At 67.4% G+C, this 23304-nt stretch carries 25 protein-coding genes and 1 pseudogene; 9 read left to right on the top strand and 17 right to left on the bottom strand.

Features of this window, described 5'->3' with window-relative positions; translation table 11 throughout:
- Positions 1–36: 36 nt before the first annotated feature.
- On the bottom strand, positions 37–4482 hold the full coding sequence (gene mobF, locus ACIPY5_RS19805) for a MobF family relaxase (RefSeq protein WP_400973926.1): 4446 nt from the start codon (positions 4480–4482) through the stop codon (positions 37–39).
- Between the two features lie 926 nt (positions 4483–5408).
- Between mobF and ACIPY5_RS19800 the strand changes: the two genes are divergently transcribed.
- Together ACIPY5_RS19800 and ACIPY5_RS19795 are read left to right on the top strand one after the other, a co-directional pair.
- Positions 5409–5804, top strand: a complete 396-nt coding sequence (locus tag ACIPY5_RS19800) for a hypothetical protein (protein ID WP_400973924.1) — start codon at positions 5409–5411, stop codon at positions 5802–5804.
- Positions 5804–6289: a hypothetical protein gene (locus ACIPY5_RS19795; RefSeq protein ID WP_400973922.1), complete on the top strand. Its 486-nt coding sequence runs from the start codon at positions 5804–5806 to the stop codon at positions 6287–6289. Before ACIPY5_RS19800 ends, ACIPY5_RS19795 begins: the two co-directional genes overlap by 1 nt.
- A gap of 50 nt (positions 6290–6339) precedes the next feature.
- Here the strand turns inward: ACIPY5_RS19795 and ACIPY5_RS19790 are convergent, their stop codons facing one another.
- From ACIPY5_RS19790 to ACIPY5_RS19745, 10 genes and pseudogenes are all read right to left on the bottom strand, one after another.
- Positions 6340–6861, bottom strand: a complete 522-nt coding sequence (locus ACIPY5_RS19790; RefSeq protein WP_400973920.1) for a hypothetical protein — start codon at positions 6859–6861, stop codon at positions 6340–6342.
- Positions 6862–6897: 36 nt separating this feature from the next.
- A complete protein-coding gene (locus tag ACIPY5_RS19785; RefSeq protein ID WP_400973918.1) occupies positions 6898–7407 on the bottom strand; it encodes a single-stranded DNA-binding protein in 510 nt (169 codons plus the stop codon).
- 839 nt (positions 7408–8246) lie between these two features.
- On the bottom strand, positions 8247–8576 hold the full coding sequence (locus ACIPY5_RS19780; RefSeq protein WP_400973916.1) for a hypothetical protein: 330 nt from the start codon (positions 8574–8576) through the stop codon (positions 8247–8249).
- Positions 8577–8593: 17 nt separating this feature from the next.
- Entirely contained in the window at positions 8594–8983 is a 390-nt protein-coding gene (locus tag ACIPY5_RS19775) for a hypothetical protein (RefSeq protein WP_400973913.1), read from the bottom strand.
- Positions 8983–9216 (bottom strand): glutaredoxin-like protein NrdH, encoded by a 234-nt coding sequence (gene nrdH, locus ACIPY5_RS19770; protein ID WP_400973910.1) that lies wholly within the window; start codon positions 9214–9216, stop codon positions 8983–8985. Before nrdH ends, ACIPY5_RS19775 begins: the two co-directional genes overlap by 1 nt.
- 356 nt (positions 9217–9572) lie before the next feature.
- On the bottom strand, positions 9573–9947 hold the full coding sequence (locus tag ACIPY5_RS19765; protein ID WP_400974086.1) for a hypothetical protein: 375 nt from the start codon (positions 9945–9947) through the stop codon (positions 9573–9575).
- Positions 9948–10092: 145 nt separating this feature from the next.
- Positions 10093–10485, bottom strand: a pseudogene (locus ACIPY5_RS19760) (DUF6349 family protein); the annotation flags it as partial.
- 200 nt (positions 10486–10685) lie between these two features.
- Positions 10686–11066 (bottom strand): hypothetical protein, encoded by a 381-nt coding sequence (locus tag ACIPY5_RS19755; RefSeq protein ID WP_400973908.1) that lies wholly within the window; start codon positions 11064–11066, stop codon positions 10686–10688.
- The gene (locus ACIPY5_RS19750; protein ID WP_400973905.1) at positions 11063–11470 is read right to left on the bottom strand and encodes a hypothetical protein; all 408 of its coding nucleotides are present in this window, start codon (positions 11468–11470) and stop codon (positions 11063–11065) included. The genes ACIPY5_RS19755 and ACIPY5_RS19750 overlap by 4 nt, the downstream gene beginning before the upstream one ends.
- A gap of 11 nt (positions 11471–11481) precedes the next feature.
- The gene (locus tag ACIPY5_RS19745) at positions 11482–11877 is read right to left on the bottom strand and encodes a hypothetical protein (protein ID WP_400973902.1); all 396 of its coding nucleotides are present in this window, start codon (positions 11875–11877) and stop codon (positions 11482–11484) included.
- Positions 11878–12340: 463 nt separating this feature from the next.
- Here ACIPY5_RS19745 and ACIPY5_RS19740 point away from each other — a divergent pair, with 463 nt between their 5' ends.
- The 3 genes from ACIPY5_RS19740 (at position 12341) to ACIPY5_RS19730 (ending at position 13889) form a co-directional block, all read left to right on the top strand.
- Positions 12341–12556: a hypothetical protein gene (locus ACIPY5_RS19740; RefSeq protein WP_400973900.1), complete on the top strand. Its 216-nt coding sequence runs from the start codon at positions 12341–12343 to the stop codon at positions 12554–12556.
- Positions 12557–12713: 157 nt separating this feature from the next.
- A complete protein-coding gene (locus ACIPY5_RS19735) occupies positions 12714–13214 on the top strand; it encodes a hypothetical protein (protein ID WP_400973898.1) in 501 nt (166 codons plus the stop codon).
- Between the two features lie 102 nt (positions 13215–13316).
- A complete protein-coding gene (locus ACIPY5_RS19730) occupies positions 13317–13889 on the top strand; it encodes a hypothetical protein (protein ID WP_400973895.1) in 573 nt (190 codons plus the stop codon).
- Positions 13890–13968: 79 nt separating this feature from the next.
- Here the strand turns inward: ACIPY5_RS19730 and ACIPY5_RS19725 are convergent, their stop codons facing one another.
- On the bottom strand, positions 13969–14283 hold the full coding sequence (locus tag ACIPY5_RS19725; RefSeq protein WP_400973892.1) for a hypothetical protein: 315 nt from the start codon (positions 14281–14283) through the stop codon (positions 13969–13971).
- A 4-nt stretch (positions 14284–14287) separates the two neighbouring features.
- Positions 14288–14566, bottom strand: coding sequence for a hypothetical protein (locus tag ACIPY5_RS19720; RefSeq protein WP_400973890.1), 279 nt, complete (start codon positions 14564–14566; stop codon positions 14288–14290).
- A gap of 47 nt (positions 14567–14613) precedes the next feature.
- On the opposite strand from ACIPY5_RS19720, the gene ACIPY5_RS19715 reads away from it, so the two are divergent.
- The gene (locus ACIPY5_RS19715; RefSeq protein WP_400973887.1) at positions 14614–14874 is read left to right on the top strand and encodes a hypothetical protein; all 261 of its coding nucleotides are present in this window, start codon (positions 14614–14616) and stop codon (positions 14872–14874) included.
- Positions 14875–14908: 34 nt separating this feature from the next.
- Here ACIPY5_RS19715 and ACIPY5_RS19710 read toward each other — a convergent pair whose 3' ends face one another.
- Both ACIPY5_RS19710 and ACIPY5_RS19705 read right to left on the bottom strand, forming a co-directional pair.
- On the bottom strand, positions 14909–15190 hold the full coding sequence (locus tag ACIPY5_RS19710; RefSeq protein WP_400973885.1) for a helix-turn-helix domain-containing protein: 282 nt from the start codon (positions 15188–15190) through the stop codon (positions 14909–14911).
- Between the two features lie 53 nt (positions 15191–15243).
- Entirely contained in the window at positions 15244–15456 is a 213-nt protein-coding gene (locus ACIPY5_RS19705) for a PspC domain-containing protein (RefSeq protein WP_400973882.1), read from the bottom strand.
- 191 nt (positions 15457–15647) lie between these two features.
- On the opposite strand from ACIPY5_RS19705, the gene ACIPY5_RS19700 reads away from it, so the two are divergent.
- Complete coding sequence (locus ACIPY5_RS19700) at positions 15648–16397, top strand: hypothetical protein (RefSeq protein ID WP_400973879.1); 750 nt, start codon at positions 15648–15650, stop codon at positions 16395–16397.
- A 692-nt stretch (positions 16398–17089) separates the two neighbouring features.
- Here the strand turns inward: ACIPY5_RS19700 and ACIPY5_RS19695 are convergent.
- Positions 17090–18898 (bottom strand): sigma-70 family RNA polymerase sigma factor, encoded by a 1809-nt coding sequence (locus tag ACIPY5_RS19695; protein WP_400973876.1) that lies wholly within the window; start codon positions 18896–18898, stop codon positions 17090–17092.
- Between the two features lie 421 nt (positions 18899–19319).
- Here ACIPY5_RS19695 and ACIPY5_RS19690 point away from each other — a divergent pair, with 421 nt between their 5' ends.
- Together ACIPY5_RS19690 and ACIPY5_RS19685 are read left to right on the top strand one after the other, a co-directional pair.
- Positions 19320–20846: a hypothetical protein gene (locus ACIPY5_RS19690; protein WP_400973873.1), complete on the top strand. Its 1527-nt coding sequence runs from the start codon at positions 19320–19322 to the stop codon at positions 20844–20846.
- Positions 20847–21539: 693 nt separating this feature from the next.
- On the top strand, positions 21540–21956 hold the full coding sequence (locus ACIPY5_RS19685) for a hypothetical protein (protein ID WP_400973870.1): 417 nt from the start codon (positions 21540–21542) through the stop codon (positions 21954–21956).
- Positions 21957–22087: 131 nt separating this feature from the next.
- Here ACIPY5_RS19685 and ACIPY5_RS19680 read toward each other — a convergent pair whose 3' ends face one another.
- A complete protein-coding gene (locus ACIPY5_RS19680; RefSeq protein WP_400973868.1) occupies positions 22088–22771 on the bottom strand; it encodes a hypothetical protein in 684 nt (227 codons plus the stop codon).
- Positions 22772–23304 lie beyond the last annotated feature (533 nt).

Below are 23304 nucleotides of genomic sequence, written 5' to 3'. Positions count from 1 at the left end.
CGCAGTGTACGCCGGGGGTCTGACAGGCGGCTCGGGTCAGATCCCGAGGCCGTGGCGGCGTTGTTCGTCGGCGGTCTGTTCGTCTTCGTCCCAGTCGGGGGTGTGCGGGTCTTCGCTGCCAAGAGCGTTCATGCGGCGTAGGAGTGCTTCGGCGCTGGCGGTCTGGGTGTCCGGGCCGGGTTCGGGGATCTGGGCGACGCCGATCTGGCCGAGGTCGTGGCGGAGCTCTTCGACGGTGTGGGCGGCCGCGTGGCGGGCGATCGCGTCATGGTCGGGCGCATCGGGCAGGCGACGGTGGCGGCGTGCGATCGCGGCGGCGGCCGCGGTGCGCAGCTGCTCGACGTCGGCCTCGGGCGCGTCCCAGTGGCCGGTGCGGAAGCGTGTGATGTGGTCGGTGAGGAGCTTCGCGGGGCTCCCGTCGATGGCGTGCTCGGAGGGAACTGGCCGGGTTTCCGTGTCGGGGACCTGGTATCGGGTGCGGTAGGCGTCGGCGATGCCGGCGAGCTTGACCCATTCGGCTTGGCCGGCGGGGTCGGCGGGCACGGGCCCGAGGGGGGCGGTCCAGTCGGGGCGGGTGTGGGCGAGGATCTGGCCGCGGTCGGTGAGCTCGTCGCGGATCCGCGCGTGCCGGTCGCGGAGGTTGGCCGCGGCGTCCGCCGGGTAGGTCGCCGCGGCGCCGGTCGCGGTGAGCGGGGACAGGTCGGCGATGAACCGGGGCACCTCGGGGAGGAATTCGAGGGTGACGGGCGCACGGAAGCGCTTGTCGTCGTCTCGGGTGATCGCACGGATCACCTTGGCGGTGACGCGGGCCGCGTCGAACTTCGCCTTCTGTTTCTCGGTGGTGCGACCGGCCCGGTTCGCTTCCATCGCCTGCAGCGCTGCGGCGGTCACCTTCGCAGGGTCAAGGCCCGCGGTCTCGGCCTCGTCGACGGCGCGCAGCAGCGACGGCCAGTGCGCGGAGGTCGTGAGCTCCTGCCATTGCTGACGGGGGATGGTGTCGCTGTGGTGTCCGGTGGCGACGGCCTCGCCGAGCAGCTTCATCCGTGCACCGTCGTGGCGGCGGCGCGCGACTCGGGCCGCGTTCGCGCGCAGCTTGGTGGCGACCTTGGCCGCCGCGGTGGCTTCCTCCGCCGCGGTGTCGTCGGATCCGTCGTCGACGACGTTCTCGGAGGCGGACACGAGGCCCTGCGGGCTGTCGCTTTCGGATGCCGGTTCCTGGGCGCCGTCGGCGCCTGTGAGGTCGAGGGTTTGGGCGAGCGCGGCGTAGAGGTCGACGCCTTGCCGCTCGAGGTCGAGCAGGGTGCGGGTGAGCGCGGGCCATCCGTCGACGTCGGCGATGACCGCGGCGGCCTGGTCCTTGTCGAGGACGGCGTGGACGAGGTTCTGCAGGCGGGTGGTGTTGATGTGTTCGGCGATGTCGTTGAACTCGCCGAGCAGCTGGGGGAGCCCGCCGACGCGTTCGCGCTCGGTGCGGAGCATGTCGTGCGCGGCGGCGTTGGTGGAGACGTTGCCGGCGATCTGGGCGAGCACGTCGTCCATGGCGACCTGGTTGGGGTGGTCGGTGAGGTTGTCGACGCCGCTGGTGTCGGTGTCGTCGACGGCGACGTAGAGGTAGTTCCCGTCGACGGCGCGGGTGGCCATGACGTAGGCGTTGTTGCGGCTCACGGAGGCGTCGAGGAGGACGTGTCCGCGGCCTTCGAACTGGAATCCGTCGTCGCTGCTGTCGCCTTCGATGGTGGCGCCTTGGGCACGGTTGCCGGTGATCGCGTACCCGAGTTCGGTGTTGTCGGTGACGTACTCGGCGGGCAGGCGGACGCTGCCGTGGTTGGCGGTGTGGGAGACCTGCAGGGACCCGTCGCGGTAGATCTTGGTGATCCACCATTGGTCGCCGTTGCGGACGAAGTCGGTCCCGCCGTTGTACTTGATGCGGGTGTTGTTGTGGCGGGTGAGGATCAGGTCGCCTTCGTGCCCGTTGTTCCCTTCGCGGAGTCGGGTGGTGCGCCCGCGGGCGAGTTTCCCGGCTGCGGCCTGGTAGGCCTGGGCGCGCTTGTTGAGCTGGTCGACCTGCGTGTTGGTCGCGGCGACCATGATGGCGCTGTGCCCGACTTCGACGTCGTGCTGCCATGCCTCGTAGACCTTCTGCACCATCTGCTCTTCGGTGCCGGCGACGACGCGGCCTTGTTCCTTGTACCAGGCGAAGGGGTCACCGGCGGTCTCGGGGTCGCGCAGCATGATCGACGCGGCGGCTTCGGCTTTGTCTTTGAACCGGAAGACCTGGTCGAGTTCGGCGGCGCCGTGGTGGCGGACGAAGAGGGGGAACATGCCGCCGGCGTCGACGGCGGACAGCTGCCGGTGGTCGCCCATGAGGCGCACGTGCACGCCGAGCTCGCGGGCGACGTCGACGATCGCGGCGAGCTTGCGGGTGCCTGCCATGCCTGCCTCGTCGACCACGATCACATCTCCTGGGCGGAGCTCCAGGGGCGTTCCGCCGCTGGCGTGGTAGCCGGTGGGGTCGTGGGGGAGAGCGTCGTGGTTGACGAGGAATGCGTCGATCGTTTGAGCGGGGACGCCGACCGCGTCGCGGAACACGGCGGCGGCCGCGGCCGAGGGCGCGAGTCCGATGAGGCGGACGCCTCCGGCTTCGGCGGCGCGGGCGGCGAGCTTCATGCTGGTGGTCTTGCCGGTACCGGCGGGGCCGATTCCGGCGGTGACCTGGCGCGGGTTGGTGACGAAGTCGCGGGCGAGCGCGATCTGCCGTTTGCTGATCTTGCCGTCGAAGCCCGCGAGGGTGTGCTCGAACTCGGCGGGTTCGAGGGGTCGGCTGAGGTCGTGAGATCCGGCGGTGAGGACTGTGGATTCTGCGTCCAGGATCGCGGTGGATGTGTACCGGATGCGGCCGCGTCGTTCGTACGCGTTGGTGCCGTCCTGGGTGCGGTACAGGGCGCCCTCTGGGAGGTCGTGGACGGGCGCGGGCGTGATCCGAAGGCTCTGATCGGTGGCGGTGCGGGTGATGAGCTCGACGAGCTCATCCCCGGTCGCATCAGGAAGACTGGCGCCGTCGCGGAGCGCCGCGTGGTGGGTTTTCACGTACCGGTTGGCTTCGGCGCGGAGGTTGTCGACGTTCCATGTTGCACGTCCTGTGGAGACGACCGCGGTGACGTATTCGGCGGCCGTGTCGATCGTCACGGGCTCCCGGTCGGGGTCCGCGGTGCGGGTGTTCTTCTTCGCTGCGGCGGCGACGTCGCGGTCGATGTTCCGCTTGGTCTTGGGGTCGTTGCGGGCCCAGTCGGTCATCATCTGCGCGGGGGAGCGGTGCGTTTTCCGTTCCCGGGTGGAGAGGTTCGCGGTCTGTGCGAGGTCGATGCGCGCGGCGGTGTCGGGCTGGCGGCCGTGCTCTTTCACGTAGTCGGCGACGAGGTCTTTCATGACCGGGAGGATGTCGCGCATGCGGCGCCCGGAGTGCCGTTCGATGGTCTCGTCGTCGATGCCCGCGATCTCGGTCACGGTCGGCTTGCCCTCTTGGACGACGCGCTGCCGGGTCGCGAGTCCGAGGTCTTCCCCGAGGTACTCGGTGAGGAGCCGGTTGTAGTTCTCGCTCATCGTGACGACGGCGTTGTACATGAGCTGCGCGTCGATCGAACGCCAGGTGCCGTCCGCACAGCGGACCTTGTTCGAGATCACCGCGTGGTCGTGCAGCTGCGGGTCGCCGGTGCGGGAGTCGTAGTGCCGGAACCGGGTGACGATGACCCCGCCGTCGACGTCGACCTGGCGGACGCCGGCCTGCCCGGCGCGGGAGTAGAGGGACGTGTCCTCGAACCCGGCGATGGTCTCCGCGATCGCCTTCTCGTGGACGCGTTCCAGCCCCGCGCGGAGTTCCTGGTCCTCGGTGAACGCCCAGAGGATCGACACGGATTTGGGCGGGCTGAAGGTGCAGTCCATGCCCGCGACGGCGTGCCGGGTGGGCTTCATCTGCGCCGACAGGAACCGGGAGAGCTCCTCTCCGTCGACGGCGTCGCGGCCTCGTGCGTCGCGGAACGCGATCGCTGCGACCTTCATCCGCAGCGCCTGTCGCTCCTCCTTCGTGGGCTCCCGGTAGGTGGTCCGCTCGAACCGGTCGTACTCCGCCTGGATCTTCGCAGACAGCGTCTCGTGCGGCGCGTAGACCGGGTACCTGCGCCCCAGGCGCGCAGCCTTGATCGCCGCCTCGGGGGACATGCCGTCCTTGACGGCTTGCTCGATGATCTCGTCGGCGTCGGGGTGGAGTCCTTCGCCGAACAGGGCGCGCATCTGCGCTTCTGAGACCGTTCCGGACACTCCGAGGTGCTCGGTTCCTCGGCCCATCCACACGCCGGGAGGGTTCCCCTCGACGGTGTAGTAGTCGGTGAGCTCTTCCCCGCGGGTCCGCTTCGTGTCGGCCGAGGCGGTCTCCTTCAGGTAGTACTCGTAGCCGTCGCCCGCGGACAGCTTGTGGAACGACATCATGCGCGCGAACCGCCCGTCAGACGTCGCAGGAGCCCACGTGACGGGCTCAAACTGACCGCCGGAACGTCGGCCGGGGGGCGGCGAGTTCGGACAGTCATGGGCCGATTCTAACCGCCGCAGGCGGAACATCACTAATAGTGCAAGAGGTGTGACTGCTTTTCCTCCTCCTTCTATGGGTCCGGTTGATGTGCGGGTGGTTCCGTGCTTCGGGTCCGGTGTTGCTGAGATGGAGGAGGGGAAGCTGGCTCTAAGCCTCTGGCTTAGCGTTCTGCCATCCTTGGATGTGCTGAACGGCCGGCATGGAGGCTTGCCGACAGGCCGGGCTGAGCGTGCGAGCCCTTGGGCGAGCGCCGAGTGCCGCTGGCAGCCCCGGGGGGAGGGGCAGGCCAGCTCCCGACCATGTGGAGGACGTGAACCGCCGTGGTGGCCGTTAGTGGTCGGGATGATGTGCGGGGGGAGCGCGAGGGGGCTTGCCCCCTCGTTTGATCGGGTGGGCCCGGATGGGCACGCGCGAGACGAGGGGTGGCCGGCGCCCGGAGGGTGTCGGCTCTGATGAGCGCGGCTGTCCATCCTGTGGTCAGGACAACCCGGGGTTCGTTGTGCTGTCCACAGGTGGTCAGGCGCGCCTCGGCGGCGTTGTCCACGGCACGCACTACCGCGGTGGTCAACGCCGCCGAGTTCCCGGGTGGGGGTGTCTGAGGGGGAGGGCGTGCCCGCCCCCTCAGCGGGGCGCAGGGACGGGAGCTGACGCAATGTGGTGGGAGTGCCGGCTGCCGGGTGGGGGAGTCTGAGGGGGAGGGCTCGCCCGCCCCCTCAGCAGGTCCTCGGGAGGGTGCGGGCGTCTCGGTGAGCCGGGACTCGTGTGTGTCGCGCTGGCCGGTTAGGGTGTGGGTGGGAGGGACGCCCAACTATTTGGAGTGCCCTCTATGTCTACGAAACCGAAGTCGACCCGTGTGATGGCCCGTGAGCGTGTGCGTGCCGCTCGTGCCGCGCAGCTGGCGGAGACCCAGCGGCGTGAGCAGAAGATCGAGGAGGCCGCGACCTCGTTCTACATGACCGCCGATCGGATCGCGGATCTCGACGCCGAACGCGAGCGTGTGCTCGAGCAGTTCGCCGCACGGCAGGCCGCGCTCGAGCTGGAGCAGGGCCGCTCGATCGTCGAGCTGCGCACGCTGGAGAACGTCGGAGTGATCGCGGAGCTGCTGGAGGTGTCGCCCGGCGAGGTGACGCGCCTGTCGAAGCTCGCCACCGACATGAGCGACGGCCCCGCGTCACCGGATCGCAGCGGTGACGCGGGCGAGTACGGCGACGCTGCGGCGTAGTGGACTCGGTCGAGCTGGAGCGGTTCATGGACAAGGTCCGCAAGGGCCCGCTCGAGGAGGACTGCTGGATCTGGGTCGGCGCGATCAGCGACGACGGGTACGGGCGGTTCTCGATCCGGCGCGACGGCCGCGAGCGGATGGTCCGGCCGCAGCGCCTGCTGTTCGAGCACGTGACCGGGCGGACCCTCAGCCCGGATGTGAAGCTGCTGCACTCGTGCGACGTGCCGATCTGCGTCCACGTGACCGACGGGTACGGCTCGCACCTGTTCGAGGGCGACGACAGCATGAACATGCGCGACCGCGAGCAGAAGCGCCGCTCCGGACGCACGCACGTCGGACGGCGCGGGCTCTCCCGTCAGGAACTCGCAGCACGCTCACGTGACCTCCGCAAGCTCATCCTGACCGTGGGGTGGGATCGCGAAGCGATCTCCGCCGTCCTCAACGGCGTCTCCCCGGATCAGCCGAGACTGTTCGACTGGCCATAGACGAGGGGCCGGCTACCTGCAGCGGTAGCCGGCCCCTCGTCTGCTGTGCATCAGACGTTTGCCATGTCCTCGGTGCTCGCGGCCTCGGGAAGCGGGACGCGGGCCCCGTAGCGGACCGCACGTCTGCGGCGTCGCCTCGTCCTGGACGTCGTGAACGTGAGAGCCTCGGGGATCTCGTCGACGGGAAGCTCCACGCGCACCGTGGCGGTCACGGTCGCCCCGGGGTTCACCTCGCTGCGCGATGCTCCGGCGGCTTCGTCCCACATGAACGTGCCGTGGTAGCGGAACGGTCGGTGCAGGACGGACGTGCGCTGGGTGCTGCGGATGTGCGCGATCGCGTCGACCGATGCGATCCGGCCCAGCCGGTGGCGGTCGTTGGTGAGGATGATCGGGATCGCCCAGACCTGTCGGACGATGTTGTCCTCGACGATCTGCGCGGTGCCGAGCTCACAGCGGAAGCCGTCGATCCGATGCCTCGGCACCTGCCACCTCCAGTCCTTCCGACGTGACAGCAACGCGACCAGCGCGATCGCGCTAAGCAACCACACGATGATGATCAACCACTGACCCATTCCAGTTCCCCCCTCGTTGTCGTCCTACCCCGATCCTCAGAACGGGGTGTCGTCCCCGCTCGAGGACATGGCCGCGTCGGGCGTCGACCACGCCTCGTTGCTGTCCGCCTTCCCGCCCGGGGTCGCGGCTGCCCACTGCGTCGCGGGCGCACTCGCGGCCCCGGCGTCGCCGCCGCCGTTGGAGGCGGCACGGGTGACCTGGGCGGTCGCGTAGCGGAGCGAGGGGCCGATCTCGTCGACCTCCAGCTCGATCGCGGTGCGGTTCTGGCCTTCGCGGTCCTGGTAGGACCGCTGACGCAGGCGTCCGGATGCGATGACCCGCATGCCCTTCGTCAGCGAACCCGCCACGTGCTCGGCGAACTCGCGCCACACGGACGCACGGAGGAACAGCGCATCGCCGTCCTTCCACTCGTTCGCCTGGCGGTCGAAGGTGCGCGGCGTGCTCGCGATGGTGAAGTTCGCCACCGGCAGCCCGTTCTGCGTGTACCGCAGCTCGGGGTCGGCGGTGAGGTTTCCCACCACGGTGATCACAGTCTCGCCAGCCATCAGATGTCTCCTCCGTCGTTGTTGTATCCGACCCATTGGTCGAGGTTGCAGCCCGTGCACGTTGAGAATCCGTCCTCGGTGCCATCGGGTTCTTCCGGGGTGTGTGCTGGTCCCGCAACGCAGAGCCAGCGGTTGTTCGCGAGGCGTCTCGGTGACGATGGATCATCAGCGGGATCAGCCGTGTCGCCCAGCCCTTCGACCATCCAGGACCAGCAGTCCGGACAGACGGGACGCCAACCATCCGGCGCTCCCCGTCGTCCCCAGCCAGCCGGTGGCAGTCCCCGCGCCGCACGGTCCGCATCATCGGGGATCGGCGCAAGCCGCCCACACAGATCGCAGGCGATCTGGATCGTTCCCGTGCTCATGCTTGAACTCCACCCGTGAGAGAGGAGCCGGCTTCATGAGTCCGGAGGCCAGCGACTGGAAGTTGCTGCGTCCACCAGGACGACGTGCCTGTCTCGCGCCCGCCGCCGTCGCGGCCGCAGGCCGGGCAGATACCAAGGGCCGTGCGAAATCCGCCCTTGTGCCAGACGACGACGCATCCGCACCAGGCGCACTGATGGACGACCTGCGTTCCGCGGTTCATTGCCTCGGTCGGCGTCAGTCCCAGGCCGACGGCGTCAAGGTCGAAGAGCGGCGTCAGCCCCGAGTTCTGACCCGGACGCACGCTCATGACTTGCTGCCAGTGATGACGCGGGTCACGGGTCCACCTGAGCCGTCGAGCAGCGGATCCGCAGCGTGCTTCGTCGCGACATGCGTTGCGAGCGTTGCCACGTTGCGTAACGCCACACGGTAGCCGCACAGGCGGCACTCGATCTGCGGTTGGCGCGGACGCTCGCTCATGAAGCGCTGCCAGAAGTGTTCGCGATGATCCAGGCGGCGACGTCGGTGGCGCTGGTGGTCGGGCCGAGGTCGGAGATGATCTGTCGGGTGCCGAGGTCGAAGTCGAGCCACCAGACAGGGTTCTCTTCGTCGGGGTCGATCCCGGCACGGTGGGTGGGGCGGCCAGTGGACTCGTCGATCTGGTCGCCGAAGTAGATCTGGTCGGCCCAGGTGTAGCCCATGTCGGCGTCGAGGGCCGTCGGGAAGGGGAGCAGCTGCGCGACGTCGTCGACGAGCTGGTCGGCCTCATCGACGGTGAGGATCGTCGGGCGGGTCTTGGTGGCCATGATCGTGGGTCCGTTCGTCAGGCGGCGTGGGCCGTGGTCGTGGTGTGCAGTGCTTCGTCGTCCTGGCGGCGCAGCTCGGCGGGGAGGGCGGCGCGGCGGCGGGCGAAGGTCTGCCGCTCGATGTCGTTGTGGTGCACGAGCATGTGCAGGCGGTCGCGGTCCGCGGTCATGCGGGCGAGTTCGGCCTGCAGGCGTGCGATCTCGGAACGCTGGAAGGTGTCGGTGGCGCAAGATCCGTGGTGGAAGGTGTCGCAGTGCTCGTGGCGGGCGTCTTCGGCGGCCTGCGCCTGGTGCTCCTGCTCGAGGACCTCCGCGTCTCGGGCCGCGTACGCCTCGGCCGCGGTCATGCGGGGGGCCTGGAAGGCCTGCGCCCAGGTCTGCGGCTGCACGGTCATGTCGATGGACATCACGCACGCTCCGCGACCAGCTCGGAGATCTTGTCAGGGCGGAAGCCGGACCAGTGGTCCTCGTCGGTGATGACGACGGGTGCCTGCAGGTAGCCGAGGGACTTCACGTGCTCAAGAGCTGCGGCGTCTTCGGTGACGTCGCGGATCTCGTACTCGAGGCCGGCGGCGTCGAGCGCCCGGTAGGTGGCGTTGCACTGAACGCAGCTGGGCTTCGTGTAGACCGTGATGCTCATGATTTCTCCTAGTTCCGTATGGGCTTTCCCGATACCCATAGTCTACCCGAAATGAGACGATTTACCTAGACCTTTTTTCCTTTTAATTTCAGCGTTGAACTGGTTTTTTATGGGCCGTTAGCGCCGGGGCCGCTGGGTGTTCGGAAGGGCTGGAAACCCCCGTGGCTCAACGCGATCGACACATTGTCTGGCGCATTCTCAGGACAGAGGAATTGGGGGACCGCGAACGTTTCCGGCGCGGCTGGAATGCACCGGGGCTCAGGACCTGGAGCCCTCGGAATCCACTCCCTTGTCATCAGCGAAGAAAGCCGTGGGAGGCGGGCGGCCGCCGACGTCGACGACCTGGGCGGCTGGGTCTAGTTGGTGAGCTGGCCGATGCGCTGCGCGGAGACGCCGAGCGCTTCGGCGGCCGCGGTCTTGGTGTAGCCGGCGTCGGTGAGGATCTGGGCGGCGCGGCGGCGGAGCTCGACGCCGCGGGCGGTCGCGGCGGCCGCTTCTGCGTGCGCGGCGTCGCTGGCGGCCATGAGCTCACGGACCCCGTCGGGGACGTCGACCGTGACCGTGGCGGCGAGGGTGGTGGGCTTGACGGCGAGCTGCTCGGCCGCGAGGGCGCGAGCGGCGTTCGCGACGCCGGTGAAGGTGGCGGTCGACCCGGTGATGGAGGCCATGTCCGGGGCGTGGGGGTCGGTGATCTCGAACGTCCAGCGTCGCCCGTCCGGGCGCGTGGTCACGGTGAGAGTCCGAACGCGCGCCATGCTCCCAGCTTCCCACAGTCCGGGGGAGGCGACCTGGTCGACGCCACCCCACCGCCCACCTCACTGGGCGGCTGTTCGTCCGTGGAGGTTGTTGGCGAGGTCGAATCCGCCGTAGGGGCTGTAGCCGGGTGGCGAGTCCTTCGCGGAGGGTAAGGATCGGTGCCCCGGCGGTGCGGAACACGTCGGGGTAGTTCGCCTCGAACCACGCCTCGGCCTTGGCGGTCATCGTGGTCGCGCCCATCTTGCCGCGCAGCTTGTCGGGGAGCGTGGGGAGGTCACGCCATCCGGGCCAGGCGTGATCGTGCCAGGCCTCCACACACTCGCTCTCGTCCTCGGCGATGTGATGCCATTCGCACGCGGTGCAGACCGCCTGATTGAGGGTGAGCTGGATGCAGCTGCAGGTCCGCAGCGTCTCGCCCTGCGCCCGGGTGCGGTCATAGTCGTGGGTGGGGTAGCCGTAGCAGGACAGGCAGCAGGTCAGCAGGCAGAGGTCGTGGACCCGTTCGCGGATCACCCATCCGGTGGTGTTGCCTTGCCGCCAGGTGTGGATGCGTCCGACGGCGGATCCGAAGTGCTGGCCTTCGACGTCGCGAAGCCAGGAGTCCGCGGCAGCGAGGTCGTCGGGGTGGAAGTAGTCGGTCGTGAAGTTCAGCGGCGCGATGCCGGTGTAGACGGGTGCGGGTTCGAAGTCGGCGAGTTCGAACAGGGTCTCGGTCACCACAGCGCACCGTCCTCGATGACCTGTTCGCAGATCCACCAGTCGAGGTCGATGCCCCGGTAGGTGCCGCGGGAGTCCTTGCAGGCGTAGTGCGTGTTGTGCTCGTTCTCGTGGATGCCAACGACGATCACGGGCTCGTCGAACTCGCCGAGGTCGTCGTGCCCGTCGACCATGTGCTGCGCGGTGGCGCACCAGCGAGTGTGGCGCAGCGCGTACCGGATCCGGTCCCCGACCTCAGGGACGTACCCGAGCGGTTCGCCCGGGCGGCGCCGGTGGTAGTCGTCCGAGGTGACGAGCGGCCACGGGGCCGGGGTCGTGACCCCGGCCTGGCAGGGCCGGGTCGCGGTCGCCCCGGCGGGCTGGGTGTGCGTGGTCATGATGCCCCCTCGAGGGTGCGGGCCGGGCGCTTCGCGCGGTACTTCGCCCGACGGCGTTCCTGAGCCCGGGTGAGCTCGTCGTGCTCGTGGACCTGGTGCGCGCCGACGGCCCAGGTGGAGAGATGCCACCCTTCACCGCGGTTGTGCTGGCGGGTGAGGCATCCGTCGAGGCTTGCGCACGCGTCGCAGAGCTGAAACGCGCCCTGCCACCGGGACCCGCCGCAGTTGACCCAATTGACCTTGGTTCCGCAGTCGCGGCAGAGCTGCGCGCGGACCAGATCGACGAGCGTGAACCGGTAGTAGATCGGCTCCCACTCGATGGCCTGCTCAGTCCAGTCGTCGAGGAGGTCCAGGAGGCTTGTCGCGCTCTGCGCGAAGAGCGCGGGGGCATTGAGGGTGGTCATGGCGGCTCCGTTCAGACCAGGTTGTGGCGGGCGTACCAGCGGTAGTGGTTCGCGTCGAGGCGGCCGCCGAAGGTGCGGATCCCGTCCGCGAGGTCGATCTCCTCGCCGGTGAAGGCGGCTGCGATCGTCGGGAGGGTGAGGGCGATCCTGATCAGGTTGAACCCGTAGGTGAACCAGACGTCGACGATGCCGTGCTCGTCGGCGATCGCGCCGACGCCTTCGCCGTTGACGACCGCTGCTTCGCCACGGTCGACGGTGAGGATCATCTGGGGGAGCGGGCCGTCCCCGAGGACCGCGGGGTCCCATCCCGGGTACTGGAGAGGCAGTTGCTCCTGTGCGGCTGCGAGCAGGGCCTCAGGGTCGAGCACGGTCGTGAGGGCACCGGCGGGGCGGGTGTTCTTGTTCATGGCTCCTCCTCGTTCTTTTCGCCTCCAGGTGGGGCGTTAGCAGAGAGACCGGAGCGGAGGAACGGAGTGCGTCGGGGGAGCGGTAAGCGGACTGAGGAGCGCAGCGACGAGGGAGCATTAAGGAGCGGACCCGACGCACGCAGAGACGGAGCGGAGGTATCGTCGCGAAGCCCCACATGGATGTGAAAAGAACGTCCCGGCCGAAGGCCGGGATATAGGCACTGGGCCGGCTTGCCGGCCTCCGCTTCGACGTGCTGAAGCAGCGCCGACGAGTCGGGGCACGAAAAGGCCCCCGCGATCCGTGATGGATACGCGGGGGCGGAGCCAAATCGGGGGGACTCGGCGAGATCAGCGTACCCAGCCCTTGCGCGCCCCGACAAGCGCAGGGACCGCCCGTCCGGACGACGAGAGACATTCTGGCCACCACCGGTCGGCATCCGCGGGGCGCCGCACTCATGTGGTCATGAGCAGCACCGACGACAACGACCAGATCCCCACAAGCAGGAAGGCCGCGCGTGAGGCCCGAGAGAGGGCGAAACACGCTGAGAGGGCGCAGCGACCCGCGCTCTGGATCCAGGCCGGCGGACAGATGGTTCGAGCGGCTGACGCGATCGCGCGGCTCGTCGAGGCGATCGCGGCGTTCTTTGAGAGGTTCGGTCCGCCGCCTCCGTTCGCATAAGAAGCAGCGGCTATCGCGGTGCGAGTGCTGATGCGCAGCGGGCGAGTCGGCGTCGGCGCACGTCCGCCGGGGTCGGCCTGACTTCGACTATGAGCGTTGCGACGGCCCTGTGGGTCACCGCGGGATCTTTCTGATGCCGGGGGTATGGTCTGGTGGCATGGAAAAGGTGCCTCTGACCCCCGAGCAAGCTCGTGCCATGCAGGAACAGGCCCGACAGAAGATGCTGAGTGCCGAGGTGAGGGCCTACGCTCTCGCTGAACCGGCGTGGCACGGCGCGTTCGTCGAGTTTCCCCTTAACGTGCCGCGCGCATATGCCTCGACCGGCTATTGGTCCGCGTTCGTGAAGGGCGCCGGCGCACAGCCCGATGTCCGGATCACTGCGGCCCCGGCCTCGGAAGCGAGCCTGCTTCGCGAGCGTGCCGGGTTGCAGGATCCGGGCGCGCCCGACGCGTCCCACAGCCTCTGCTTCGCGGGGCGCACGAAGACGATTGAGGCGGGGCTGAGGCGCCACGAGAGCGGGGCAGCCAGCGCTCTGATCGAGGATGGGGACACGGCTGTCCTGCTCGTCGCCACCGGCAGAGTCTCGCTTCCCGCAACCCTCAAAGTCGAGGCTGTGGGGCCTATCGATTCGCTGATCGATGGCTGGATAAATCTATGAGTTGCCACTTAGAACTCTAAGAATTTGCTTGATCCGAATCGATTGATGTGCTTGGTTCGAGGCAGCGCGAGATCTCGCGCGTGACTCGGAGGGAGCACACAAATGAAGAAGATTCGGACCTGGTTCGCGGGGGCGGCAGCCGCCGTATTGGTGAGCCTGGCAGTCGTCAATCCCGGTGCGGGAGCGTTCGCTGCGGAGGGTGGCCTGGACACGGCAACGCCCGCGGTGGAGTCCACCGTCGAGACCGTGCCCATGACGATCGACTGTTCCACCTTCACTGAGCAGGACCGCCAGAAGGCCGTGAGTCTGGGCCTGAACTACTGCGGCGCGCTCGCGGGCGCGGGCGCCGTGACGACGCGCGGTACGACTCCGGCCAACTGCGGGACCGCTTCGGTCTACGCCGAACGTGCCGGCGGGCAGATGCGAGTGTCGTGGGGGCTGCACTCGACCTCTGGGCCCATGCTCGAGCGCTTCCTTTCGCTGGAGTGGGGGCCCATGAACTCGGGCGGCTACCCTGACAGCTACGTGATGTACACGGAGGACTACTCCAACAGCATCAACACCGGAACCGTCAAGAGCGGCAAGGCGGGAGCGACGCTCCGCGGCTGGGTCGCGATCCTCGGCTGGAACTTCACCTGCACCGTCCTCGCCGACGACCCCCCTCACTACATCTGACAGACAGCTAACAGAGAGGGCGGCCCCGCATGGGGTCGCCCTCTCGCCGTCCCGCAAGCCGACGAGGAACAGCTACCCCCTAGGAGGCGGCGACCTCGGCCTCCTCCACCCGGACGGCATTACCCCAGATCCAGCAGCGGAACGTCTTGTCGCGGATCGTGAACGAGACGCCGGCGGCGTCCGAGGTCGTGCGGTGGATCCAGCATTCGACGTGCATCGGGATCGCCCCGAACCGGACCCACGCCTTCGCCCGGACCGGCCGCGGGTAGATCGTCACGGGGGTCTCGTCGAGCCGCAGCTCCTTCTCCGTGAGCGACTGCAGCGCATTCTCGCGCGCGATCTTCAGCAGGAAATGGTCGGCTGCCGCGTCGGCCTCACGCTGGCTCGTGCCCACGTGATCAGAACCCGACGCGCGCGACCGACGCCGAGATCTTCGCCTTCTCCTCGGCGGTGCGGCGGATCTCGTCACGGCACCAGTTCTCCGCAGCAAGGAGCCCGTCGCACACGGCGAGGACGTCCCGCTTCTTCGGATCCGGCGCCCACCATTCCACGCGGTGCTGAACCATCGTCTCGCCCGTCTCGCGCAGCACGAGCGGTCCCTCGACGATGAGGAAGCGGGCGCGGTAGTGGTTGTCCACCACGAGCCACTGCGAGCGGGCGAGCTGGATCACGTGCACGATCGCACTCTACCCGTATTCGAAAATGTGTTCTATGGTGTTAACCCATGAACGTGCAGACACTCGAACAGCCCGCAACCGTCTGGATGGTCAACGACGTCCCCGCGCGGATGGTCTTCGCGGGGAAGCGGTGGCGGGTCACAGACATGCCGACCAGACTCCGGGACTCGATCTGGTCCGTTCCACTCGAGGCGCCTCACCCGCTGTACGGATGGCGCTTCCAAGGCACGAACGACGCCGGCGAGAGCTACGTCTTCGACGTCTACAAGGGCGAGCGCGGCTGGCACGTCCATCACACCTACGCGTGATGCCAGGTCGCACCGACTCATGCCGAAGACGGGATTAGGACGGCTCATCGTCGGCGTAGGAGAATCGGATCTCCACGTCGATGTCAAGAACCAGGAGAATGCGCAGCATGGTGTCGAAGGTGGGATTCACATCGCCTCCGCGCGGAGTGCGCCCTCGTTCGATCCCGCCATACGTGTAGACCGTGATGCCCGCGTCATGCGCGACACGTTCCTGAGACAGCCCTTTCCGCAAGCGCGCGTTGCGCACCATCTCGCCGAACGCACGAACCTGCGTGCGGCGTCGACGTGCGTGCGGGTGATCGGGAAGGACAGCCATTCGCCCTCACTCGGTCGGGGTCGCACGAACTCGCCGAGTCGATGTCATCGCTCTTACTTCCGGCGCGCGGCCTTCACGCGAGGCGCGCCCGGCAGCGCCAGCCACAACACCACGTAGATGGCGGCAGCGACACCGAAGGAGAAGAATGCGCCCACCACCGTGGCGAGGCGCACGCTGAAGGGATCAAGACCAAACCCGTTGGCAACGGCCGCACACACGCCACCGACCAGGCGGTCATCTGCTGGCCTCACAAGTCGACGTTCCATGCTTCGACACTACACACCGGTCACAGACAATCCATCGGAGCCTGGGGTAGGCGACTGGCGTCGCAACCGCCTCACGCTACGGCACCGACTACCCTTCGTCCAGATGCCCTAGCACATTGGCTGTTCATAGGGATCTCTGTAGCGTCCTGACCAGCGGCCTAACCACAGGCCGATCACGCGAAGGGATCCACATGAAGATCACGACCGGAAGATGTGTAACTGCGCTGCTCGCGGGGGCGCTGCTGCTCGGGGCTGGACTCGCTCCGACGGCGGCTATGGCAGCGGAAACGACCTCCACGACGGCTGTCGTTTCGTCGGACGAGCAGCGTCAGTTCGATGAACTGACGGCTCATCTGACCGAGTTCCTGAGCGAGTACGGGGTGGCACCGGATACGCAGCAGGCCCTGGTGGTCAAGCTCCGCTCCGGTACCGTTCTGGACTCCATGACCGAAGCGTCGCCCGTCAGCACGGACACCTCGGCGTCCGACGCTGCGACCAAGACGATCGAGACGTTCCAGGATGGCTCCATCCGGGTGACGTCCGTCGAGAAGCCCAAGCCGGCTCCCGATCCTGGCACGATCTCGACCCGCGGCGGCGGGTTCGGTGAGTGCTCGCAGAGCGGCGATGAGAACCACCAGTGGAACAAGAACTGCTCGATCGAGCGGTGGGACGGCATCATCACGCAGCACTTCTACGCCAACTTCACCTACGTGACCCCTGGCTACGACTACATCGACAGCGTCTGGGGAGCCACCTACCAGGTGTGGGGAGCGAGCTCGGCCAGCCAGACCTACTTCGGCATCACCAAGCAGTACGAGGACGCGGCCGGGCCTGCCGTGGCAGAGCAACGCGTCGCCGCCCAGGTCCCCGTCCTCGGCTCCATGTCGTACTACCTGGCCCTGCGCGTCGGCTACGGGGGCGCAACGGTTGAGGGATCCTGATCCTTCGAATCAACAACACCAGGCGGCCCCGCACCTCGCGTGCGGGGCCGCTGCTTGTCTGCACCCCAGTCAGTATGTTGAATATACGTACGATTGACCCGGCAGCTGTGGCGTTCCAGATTCGCTGATAATTACTCTTATGTCAGTTTGTAAAGGGTATGTCTGCAGAACTGGCAGTTGCACCCTCCCCTGATAACGGAGGCCAGGGGCCTTCGAATGTTCTGCGGACCAGGACTATTGCGTCTCCGCGGGTGTCGCTGGTGGTAGCCCTGGCATTTCGCTTGCGCGGCGATCGGGATACTCTCTGAACTGGGATTCTCTGCACTTCCCTTGCCGTTCTGCATGCAGTCTGCAAGAGGTGCGTAAGAGCGTGGGCGGCTCGTTCGCCTCCCTGCGGAGGAGTTCCGAGCCGAGCGAGCAGCCGCATGCGGTGCGTGGGGCCCGTGCCGGGAGCTGTGCAACCCTCCGTTCGGGGCATCCGGGGTGTGTGCGGCCGGTGTCCCGACCGGCCGCACTCCGCCAACCCCTTGGCGCACACGACTGAAGGGGAATCGCCAGGTGAGACCCCCGGGTGACTCAACCTCGGAGAGAGGAGCCGTGCATAGACGAGGAGAGCGCAAGTCCTCAATCGCGACGGCAGCTCCGAGCAAGGAGACGTGTCGGTGGCCGGTTTTGATGCGAACGGGCGATCCTTAGGGCGTGACGAACTTGTATGTCATGTCTTCGGGGGCGGGGCCCATAGGGTCGTATGGTGCGGCCGGGTTGTAGACGTCGAGGTTGTGCTCCCAGCCGGGCCCCCAGTATCCGTCGCTGTCCAGGTAGCGCATCGTGAACCAGTACCAGCCGTAGGAGTTCACGAGCAGTCGACGTTTCGCGTAGCCGGTCGCGTCCAGGGCGACGAGGGCGGTATAGCCCTCCATCGTCTGGGTCCAGACGATGCCGTTCGGTGGCCCCTGGAACTCGACGATGAGGCCCGTCGTCGCGGCTTGCGTTGTCGTCAGATCCTCGAAACCGGTGACGTTCTCGAAGCCTCGTACTGCCAGCGGGAGCACGGTGAACGTGCCTTCGGTGGCGGGAGAGGACACGAAGTCCGTGTAGGCCCAGGCCTGATAGGTGTAGTCGCCCGCGGCGAGCTCGAGCGACCGGGTGTCCAAGCTCCATGAACCGTCCGATGCGACGGTCGGGGTGAACCGCCTGGTGTCGAGCTGAACGGCGATGTGGTTGCCCGGGGCGGTCTTTCCCGTGACGGTCGGTGAGATGTACGCGGAGGTGCTCGCCGGACTTGTCACGCCGGGCGAGAACGTCGCCGGGGGGCTGCTGACGGGCCCTGCTGTCGGGCTCGGCTCCGGCGAAGGGCCCACTCCAGGGCCGGGAACTCCCGTCATCGGTTCCGGGCGCGGCTTGTATCCCGGGAAGTACTGCGACGGATCATCTGTCAGGCTGAGCGCCTGATCCGCCGGGTCGGGCTGTCCTGAGGCTCCGACCGGCACCGTGACAACCTCGGGAGGGCTTCGCAGCGCACTCGGTGCCGGCACGGTGGTACCCGTTGCCAAGGCTGTAGGGGGCGCGGTCTGCACCTGTTGCGGCTCCGGTGCGGCAGTGGCGGGCCCCACAGTGAAGAGCGCTGAAATGACCAGACTTCCGGCGGTGACCGCGGCGACACCTCCACCGACCAGCCAGGACGCGGCTCCCGCGCCCGCCGCCACCGCAATCGCGGTGGCGGTCGTGGCCGACGACAGCGTCGCGGTGGCCGTGCCGATACCGGCGGTGCCCAGAAGGACGGCGAGAGTGTTGCTGCCCATCCGAGCGGCGGCTCCGCGCGTGTCGTGCAGCAGCGTCCGGCACGGAGCACAGTCGACGACGTGCAGATGAACCTCCGCGGAAACCACGAGGTTGGCGGGCTCAGTCAAGTATTGCGGGAAGAGTCGCGCCGCATGTGACGCGTCTTCGCGAAGACCCGGCGGCACCTGGAGGGTGAGCCACTGGAACTTCAGACCGGTCCGTGCCCGGCGCTGCAGAGCGGACACGGCATTGGGCGTGATCTTCAGTTCGCGCGCGATCTCGGTCCGGCCCGCCTCGGCGACTTCGGCCAGCCAAAGCACCCGCTGCCACCGCTCCGGCAGAGCCTGCAGCGCAGCCAGCACGTCTCCCGCCTCGTTGTCAGTCTCGGCGATGCTCAGGGCATCGCGTCCGTCGATCGCGTCGAGCTCATCCGTAGGGATGAATTGTTCCTCGTCCTTTGACCAGCGGATCGCCGTGTTGCGCATGACGGCCTTCAGATAGGACCGGAACGCGAATCGCGGACCTGCATCCGTCGTCGTCACCTGCTGGTAGATCGCGAGGAACGACTCCGAGATCAGATCATCCGCCCTGGAGGGGAAGAACCGGTTCGCGTAGTGCCGGGCCGCGTGGGAATGCCGACCCCACAGCACACCGTAGGCGCGCTTCTCTCCATCACGGACTGCGCTCAACAACTCGGCATCGGTGCGTGCGTCCACCACGAGCTCTCCCAGAACGAGCATTCGACCGATGCGTTTTCCCTCCGCACCGGTAGCAGATCTGCGCGGGGTCAGCGCAGGGTTTGGTCAGGCTATCGGAACAATCGCGATCAGCGCACCGGGCACCCATCACTTTTGTGCGGACGTGCGCTCCTTTGAAGTGTGGAAGCTGAAGCCCTCCCCGTCTTTGGCTTCCTACGGTGTGGTCCGACGCGGGACCAATGTCGGGTTTGGACCCCGGGCGCATGTCGGCCCGCGACTCGGACCACACCGGGTTCAGATCACGTGGCGCCACGTCACCTCCTCATCGAACCCGACCAGGAACGCTCCGCATCACTTTCTCCCGGGAGCGGGCTCCTTATGAACGGGCGCGATCTTCGGCGCCTGACCGTGCGAGGGGCCTGCGGCCCGAAAAGGGGAGAACATGAGTGAATCATCGCGTTCCACGCCGAATCCGGGGAACGGGAGCGTCACGCGTCGGACGATCGTGAAGGGCGCGGCGTGGTCCGTCCCGGTGATCGCGGCTGCGGCGACGGTGCCGCTCGCATCAGCGTCGACGAATCCATGCACCGTGTCGGGCCTGACGCTGTCGGGGCTGAGCGCCTGCGGAACCGCCACGTTGGACCTGACGCTCAAGAACGCGCAGGGCAGCCCGGTGCCCACGGGCACCGTCTCGGTGACGCTGCCTGCCGGTCTTGTCTGGGCCGACAACAACGCATCGGGCGCCAGGACGATCACGATCGTCAACGGGCACCCCTCGCCGGCGGTATCGGTGAAGAGCACGGGACAGGCAGGGAGTCTCACGATCACCGCGCAGGGGCTCACGCCCTGCAGCACTTCGGCCACGCAGGCGGTCGTGTCGATCGCGCCCGCTGCCGGCGCCGGACGGATCTTCTACCAGGTGCAGGGCGGCGGCTACCCGGTGGTGAACGCGGACCCGACGGGCATCGTCCCCAACCCGGCCGCGGTCTACCTGAATGCGGGAGCGGACTTCCTCTTCACCGTGACCGGAACCGGTGCCCTGTGGTACGCCTGGCCGCTGAACGTCAACGGCACGTCGCCCGCCCCGACCTGGCACCAGGTCACCACTCCGGTGCCGATGGCGTCCCTCACCCCGGACAGCGTTTCCGGCTCGTTCATGTGGGGCCTGGGCACCAACGGGCAGCTCTACAAGTGGACCAGCACGTCGCCGAACGTGGCTACCCTCATGCCGTCCGGCGGCGCCACCCTCGCCAGGATCTTCACGGCGAACAACTGGGTCTACGGGGTCGGCACGGACGGCAGGCTGTACGGCGCGGCGACGTCCGGCAGCGGTCCCCTCGTCCCCATCACGACGGGAAGTCCGGCTGCCCCGGTGACGAACGTGACGATCATCCCGGGCGTGGACGGGCGCATCAACACGACCGCCACGTTCATCGCGGGCGGAAAGGTGTACCAGGTCAGCGGGGCCGCGAACGCGACAGCGGTCCCCGCTCCGGGCCTCACGAACGCGAAGAGCCTGATCCACGACTCGTCCAACGCGGTGCAGGTTCTCGACAGCAACGGGGCGCTCTGGTGGGGAACCGGCGCCGGACTCCAGCAGAACGCCAACCCGGCGTTGCCGCCCCTGGATTCGTTCCTTGCAAAGGTCGGTACGGGCTACCTGGGCATCGCGAAGGACGGTCGACTGATCTTCTGGACGGTCTCGCCGACCGGCGTTCAGATCGTCCAGGACTGGTCGTCCACGCAGTTCACCGCGGCGGACATCGCGGAGGCGGTCGCCGCCCAGCGTGACAGCTCCGGACCGATCGCTCTGCGACTCGAGAACGGCGATGTGTGGACGCGTCGCCTCTCGGGTGACTCGTGGGTCAAGGTGCCGCTCCCCGGGGTCACCGACGCCGACGGCTCAAGCGCTGGTCTCAGTCTCGGCGCCTTCGCGTTCCTCACCGACGGCAGCACCACCTGCCCCTGACCGAACCAGCCAACACATCGGGGTTCGCAGCGCCCTCCTTGCCCTGCGAACCCCGTTCCCCCACGCCGATCCGACGCTCAGGAACCTCGTCGGGAAGGCGATGACCGCGGGCCCCAGTCGCCCGCGCGGTGTTCGCTCCCATCCGTGGGGACGACGAGCGAACACCCAGGAGGCTCGCGCTCTCTTCCCCACGAGCGCGAGCCTCCACACCCCCCGACCGGCACTCACCGAGCGGGCGCAAAGGGGGCGTCAGTTGTCGGCCCGGCTCGCACCATTGCCACGATCCGCCAGCAACCTCAACCTCTAGACCACAGTCACAAGAAGCCCTGACTGCAGACAAGGTGGGAGTTTCGAGAATGAACTGGGAAGTCAAAGTCGCGCGCTACCGCCGCAGGGCCAACGACCCCTACTATCGCCATTGGCTCCTCCGAGAACACGCCGGTGCCCCCGTCTGGAGCATGCTCTTGTTTCTCCTGATCGTCATCGGACTCGGTGTACTTACGCTCGTCATCGCGGTCCTCGGATAGCAACAGTGCGAATGGGCGTCATGCAGGCCACGTGCGCGTCGCGGCGTACAGCCTGAGACAGGGGCCATCTTTTATGCCCGGGTGCGTTCTTGGCGTCACCCTCGCGCGTTTCCTGACTCTTTTGCTGTGTGGAGCGATTCGATCTGGTCCACGGAGAGGAGCGTCGGTGACCGGATGGAAGGTTGCTGTGGTGGAGCCGTACACGATGCAGCGACGAGGCCTCGTTCAGCTGCTCACTGAGCTCCCTGGCGCTGATGTCGTGTTTCAAGGTGCACAGGTTGCGCAGTTGTTTCGTTGGGTTCGCTCGGCGCCGCAGAGCATGCGCCCGGACGCGGCCGTGCTGAGTGTGTCAGAGTCCGCAGGAGTCGAGGCCGCGTTGACGTCCATTGCGTCGCTTCAGGGTGTGGTGCCCCGGATCGTCATCATGGCTGATGCCAGGAGCGCCTCACTTGTGGGGAGGCTCGAGCGCGCCGGCGTAGCGGCGGTTATCTCAAAGACCGACAGCGTCGACCGTGTCTGGAGGGTGTTTCACTCGCTCACGCAGCCATCATTCGTCCCGCCCGGTGCGGGCGGCGACCGCTGACCCGTAAGCTGAGAGCGACCACGGCGCTGCCTTCGTCACTCCCCCAAGCGTCTGCGGGAAACGCGAAGCTGATCCCGGCGCGTCCTCCGCATGACGATCTGAAGTCGGCCGGCCTGGGTGCAACCAGCGAGTCAGCGGGAAACCGACATCGGTTGCACCGTGTACGTTTCACGCACCGCTTGCGCGGATGTTGATACGGTGATCGAGGTGAGGTTGTTGCCACTGAACAGCATTGATGTCCATGGTCCGGTGGGGATCGCGTCTCCCATGGCATCAAATCGATAGTCGTAGCTCACGGAGATGCTCTGCCCTGGGTGGAGGTCCGGACCGGTCACGGCAACCTGCACCATGTCGTGGTGGTTGAAGTCGGTGTGCTCGTCTCGAAACTGCTCGATGACGGACCGCCCGGGGCTGGAAACCGCCTGAAATTCGCCGGTCGCAGTCTTGCCCCAGTGGAGCCGGAACAGGAGCAAATGCAGCGGAACGGTCAGGGGCGATCCATTCGTGAAGCTCGCGATGGTGGTGATGGTTGAGCCGGGCTGGTACACGTAACGTGTCTCGGACGGTCGTTGTATCGTCCCGCGATGCCCTGGCGCGGTCTCTCTGGATCCGCGGATGTTCTGCAGCGCACCGGGGAAGATGAGCCGAGCCTTTGCGGAGGTGACGAGATCCGCAGATGTCACGGTGGCCTCGGAAGCCATCTGCGCCGGCGCTGCGACGGTGGCAGCGATGATGGGGACGCTCCATCCAGAGCTGCGTCGCACGCCCAGACCCTCGGAGCCGCGCGCGACTGGTCTCGAGGCGTCATCAGTCATGTCGTTGGTCTTCCCTTCGCGTAGATGAAGGTGAACCGCCGCTATCGCACCCTTCACCTGAAGAAGGAGTCATGAGTCAGGCAGACGTGACGCGCGCGGGGCCCGCGCTGAGCCTGACTCGCACTCCGCCCCGCCGAGGCACCTCAGAATTCAGATCAGTACCCCCCACTGACCCAAACCGCCCGCAACGATGTCGGCGGTCGATGAGCACTCGTCCTGAACTCGGCGGTCCCGCGTGCGGGTTCTCGGCCTGTAACGCCTTCTCGCTTCTGCCTCAGCCCGTGGTGAGGATCCGCAGGTGCGCGTCACTTCCCTCTCCGCTCTGACTCCTTTTACGTGTGGCGATATTGGGTTGCCACCTCGTGGTGATGTACGTCGCCGCTTACTTGGGGAGTTTCTATGGAAGACAACAAGAAAGACGGATCCCGGTCCGTCACTCGTCGCACGATCGTCAAGGGTGCGGCCTGGTCCATGCCCGTGGTCGCCGCGGCGGTCGCCGTACCGGCGCATGCCGCGTCGACGGGGATCGTCGT

The organism is Microbacterium sp. NPDC089698, assembly GCF_044749045.1.
In the GTDB taxonomy this organism is placed as follows: domain Bacteria; phylum Actinomycetota; class Actinomycetes; order Actinomycetales; family Microbacteriaceae; genus Microbacterium.
The sequence above is the reverse complement of the archived record's forward strand: the minus strand, read 5'-3'. Positions and strand labels throughout refer to the sequence as shown.

Bases quoted from the DNA above. Each gene is read 5' to 3' on its own strand.
- mobF (WP_400973926.1), bottom strand. From the start codon at position 4,482: ATGATGTCGTTCCACAAGCTGTCCGCGGGCGACGGCTACGAGTACTAC.
- ACIPY5_RS19800 (WP_400973924.1), top strand. From the start codon at position 5,409: ATGTCTACGAAACCGAAGTCGACCCGTGTGATGGCCCGTGAGCGTGTG.
- ACIPY5_RS19790 (WP_400973920.1), bottom strand. From the start codon at position 6,861: ATGGGTCAGTGGTTGATCATCATCGTGTGGTTGCTTAGCGCGATCGCG.
- ACIPY5_RS19785 (WP_400973918.1), bottom strand. From the start codon at position 7,407: ATGGCTGGCGAGACTGTGATCACCGTGGTGGGAAACCTCACCGCCGAC.
- ACIPY5_RS19780 (WP_400973916.1), bottom strand. From the start codon at position 8,576: ATGGCCACCAAGACCCGCCCGACGATCCTCACCGTCGATGAGGCCGAC.
- ACIPY5_RS19775 (WP_400973913.1), bottom strand. From the start codon at position 8,983: ATGTCCATCGACATGACCGTGCAGCCGCAGACCTGGGCGCAGGCCTTC.
- nrdH (WP_400973910.1), bottom strand. From the start codon at position 9,216: ATGAGCATCACGGTCTACACGAAGCCCAGCTGCGTTCAGTGCAACGCC.
- ACIPY5_RS19755 (WP_400973908.1), bottom strand. From the start codon at position 11,066: ATGACCACGCACACCCAGCCCGCCGGGGCGACCGCGACCCGGCCCTGC.
- ACIPY5_RS19750 (WP_400973905.1), bottom strand. From the start codon at position 11,470: ATGACCACCCTCAATGCCCCCGCGCTCTTCGCGCAGAGCGCGACAAGC.
- ACIPY5_RS19745 (WP_400973902.1), bottom strand. From the start codon at position 11,877: ATGAACAAGAACACCCGCCCCGCCGGTGCCCTCACGACCGTGCTCGAC.
- ACIPY5_RS19740 (WP_400973900.1), top strand. From the start codon at position 12,341: ATGAGCAGCACCGACGACAACGACCAGATCCCCACAAGCAGGAAGGCC.
- ACIPY5_RS19735 (WP_400973898.1), top strand. From the start codon at position 12,714: ATGGAAAAGGTGCCTCTGACCCCCGAGCAAGCTCGTGCCATGCAGGAA.
- ACIPY5_RS19730 (WP_400973895.1), top strand. From the start codon at position 13,317: ATGAAGAAGATTCGGACCTGGTTCGCGGGGGCGGCAGCCGCCGTATTG.
- ACIPY5_RS19715 (WP_400973887.1), top strand. From the start codon at position 14,614: ATGAACGTGCAGACACTCGAACAGCCCGCAACCGTCTGGATGGTCAAC.
- ACIPY5_RS19710 (WP_400973885.1), bottom strand. From the start codon at position 15,190: ATGGCTGTCCTTCCCGATCACCCGCACGCACGTCGACGCCGCACGCAG.
- ACIPY5_RS19705 (WP_400973882.1), bottom strand. From the start codon at position 15,456: ATGGAACGTCGACTTGTGAGGCCAGCAGATGACCGCCTGGTCGGTGGC.
- ACIPY5_RS19700 (WP_400973879.1), top strand. From the start codon at position 15,648: ATGAAGATCACGACCGGAAGATGTGTAACTGCGCTGCTCGCGGGGGCG.
- ACIPY5_RS19690 (WP_400973873.1), top strand. From the start codon at position 19,320: ATGAGTGAATCATCGCGTTCCACGCCGAATCCGGGGAACGGGAGCGTC.
- ACIPY5_RS19680 (WP_400973868.1), bottom strand. From the start codon at position 22,771: ATGACTGATGACGCCTCGAGACCAGTCGCGCGCGGCTCCGAGGGTCTG.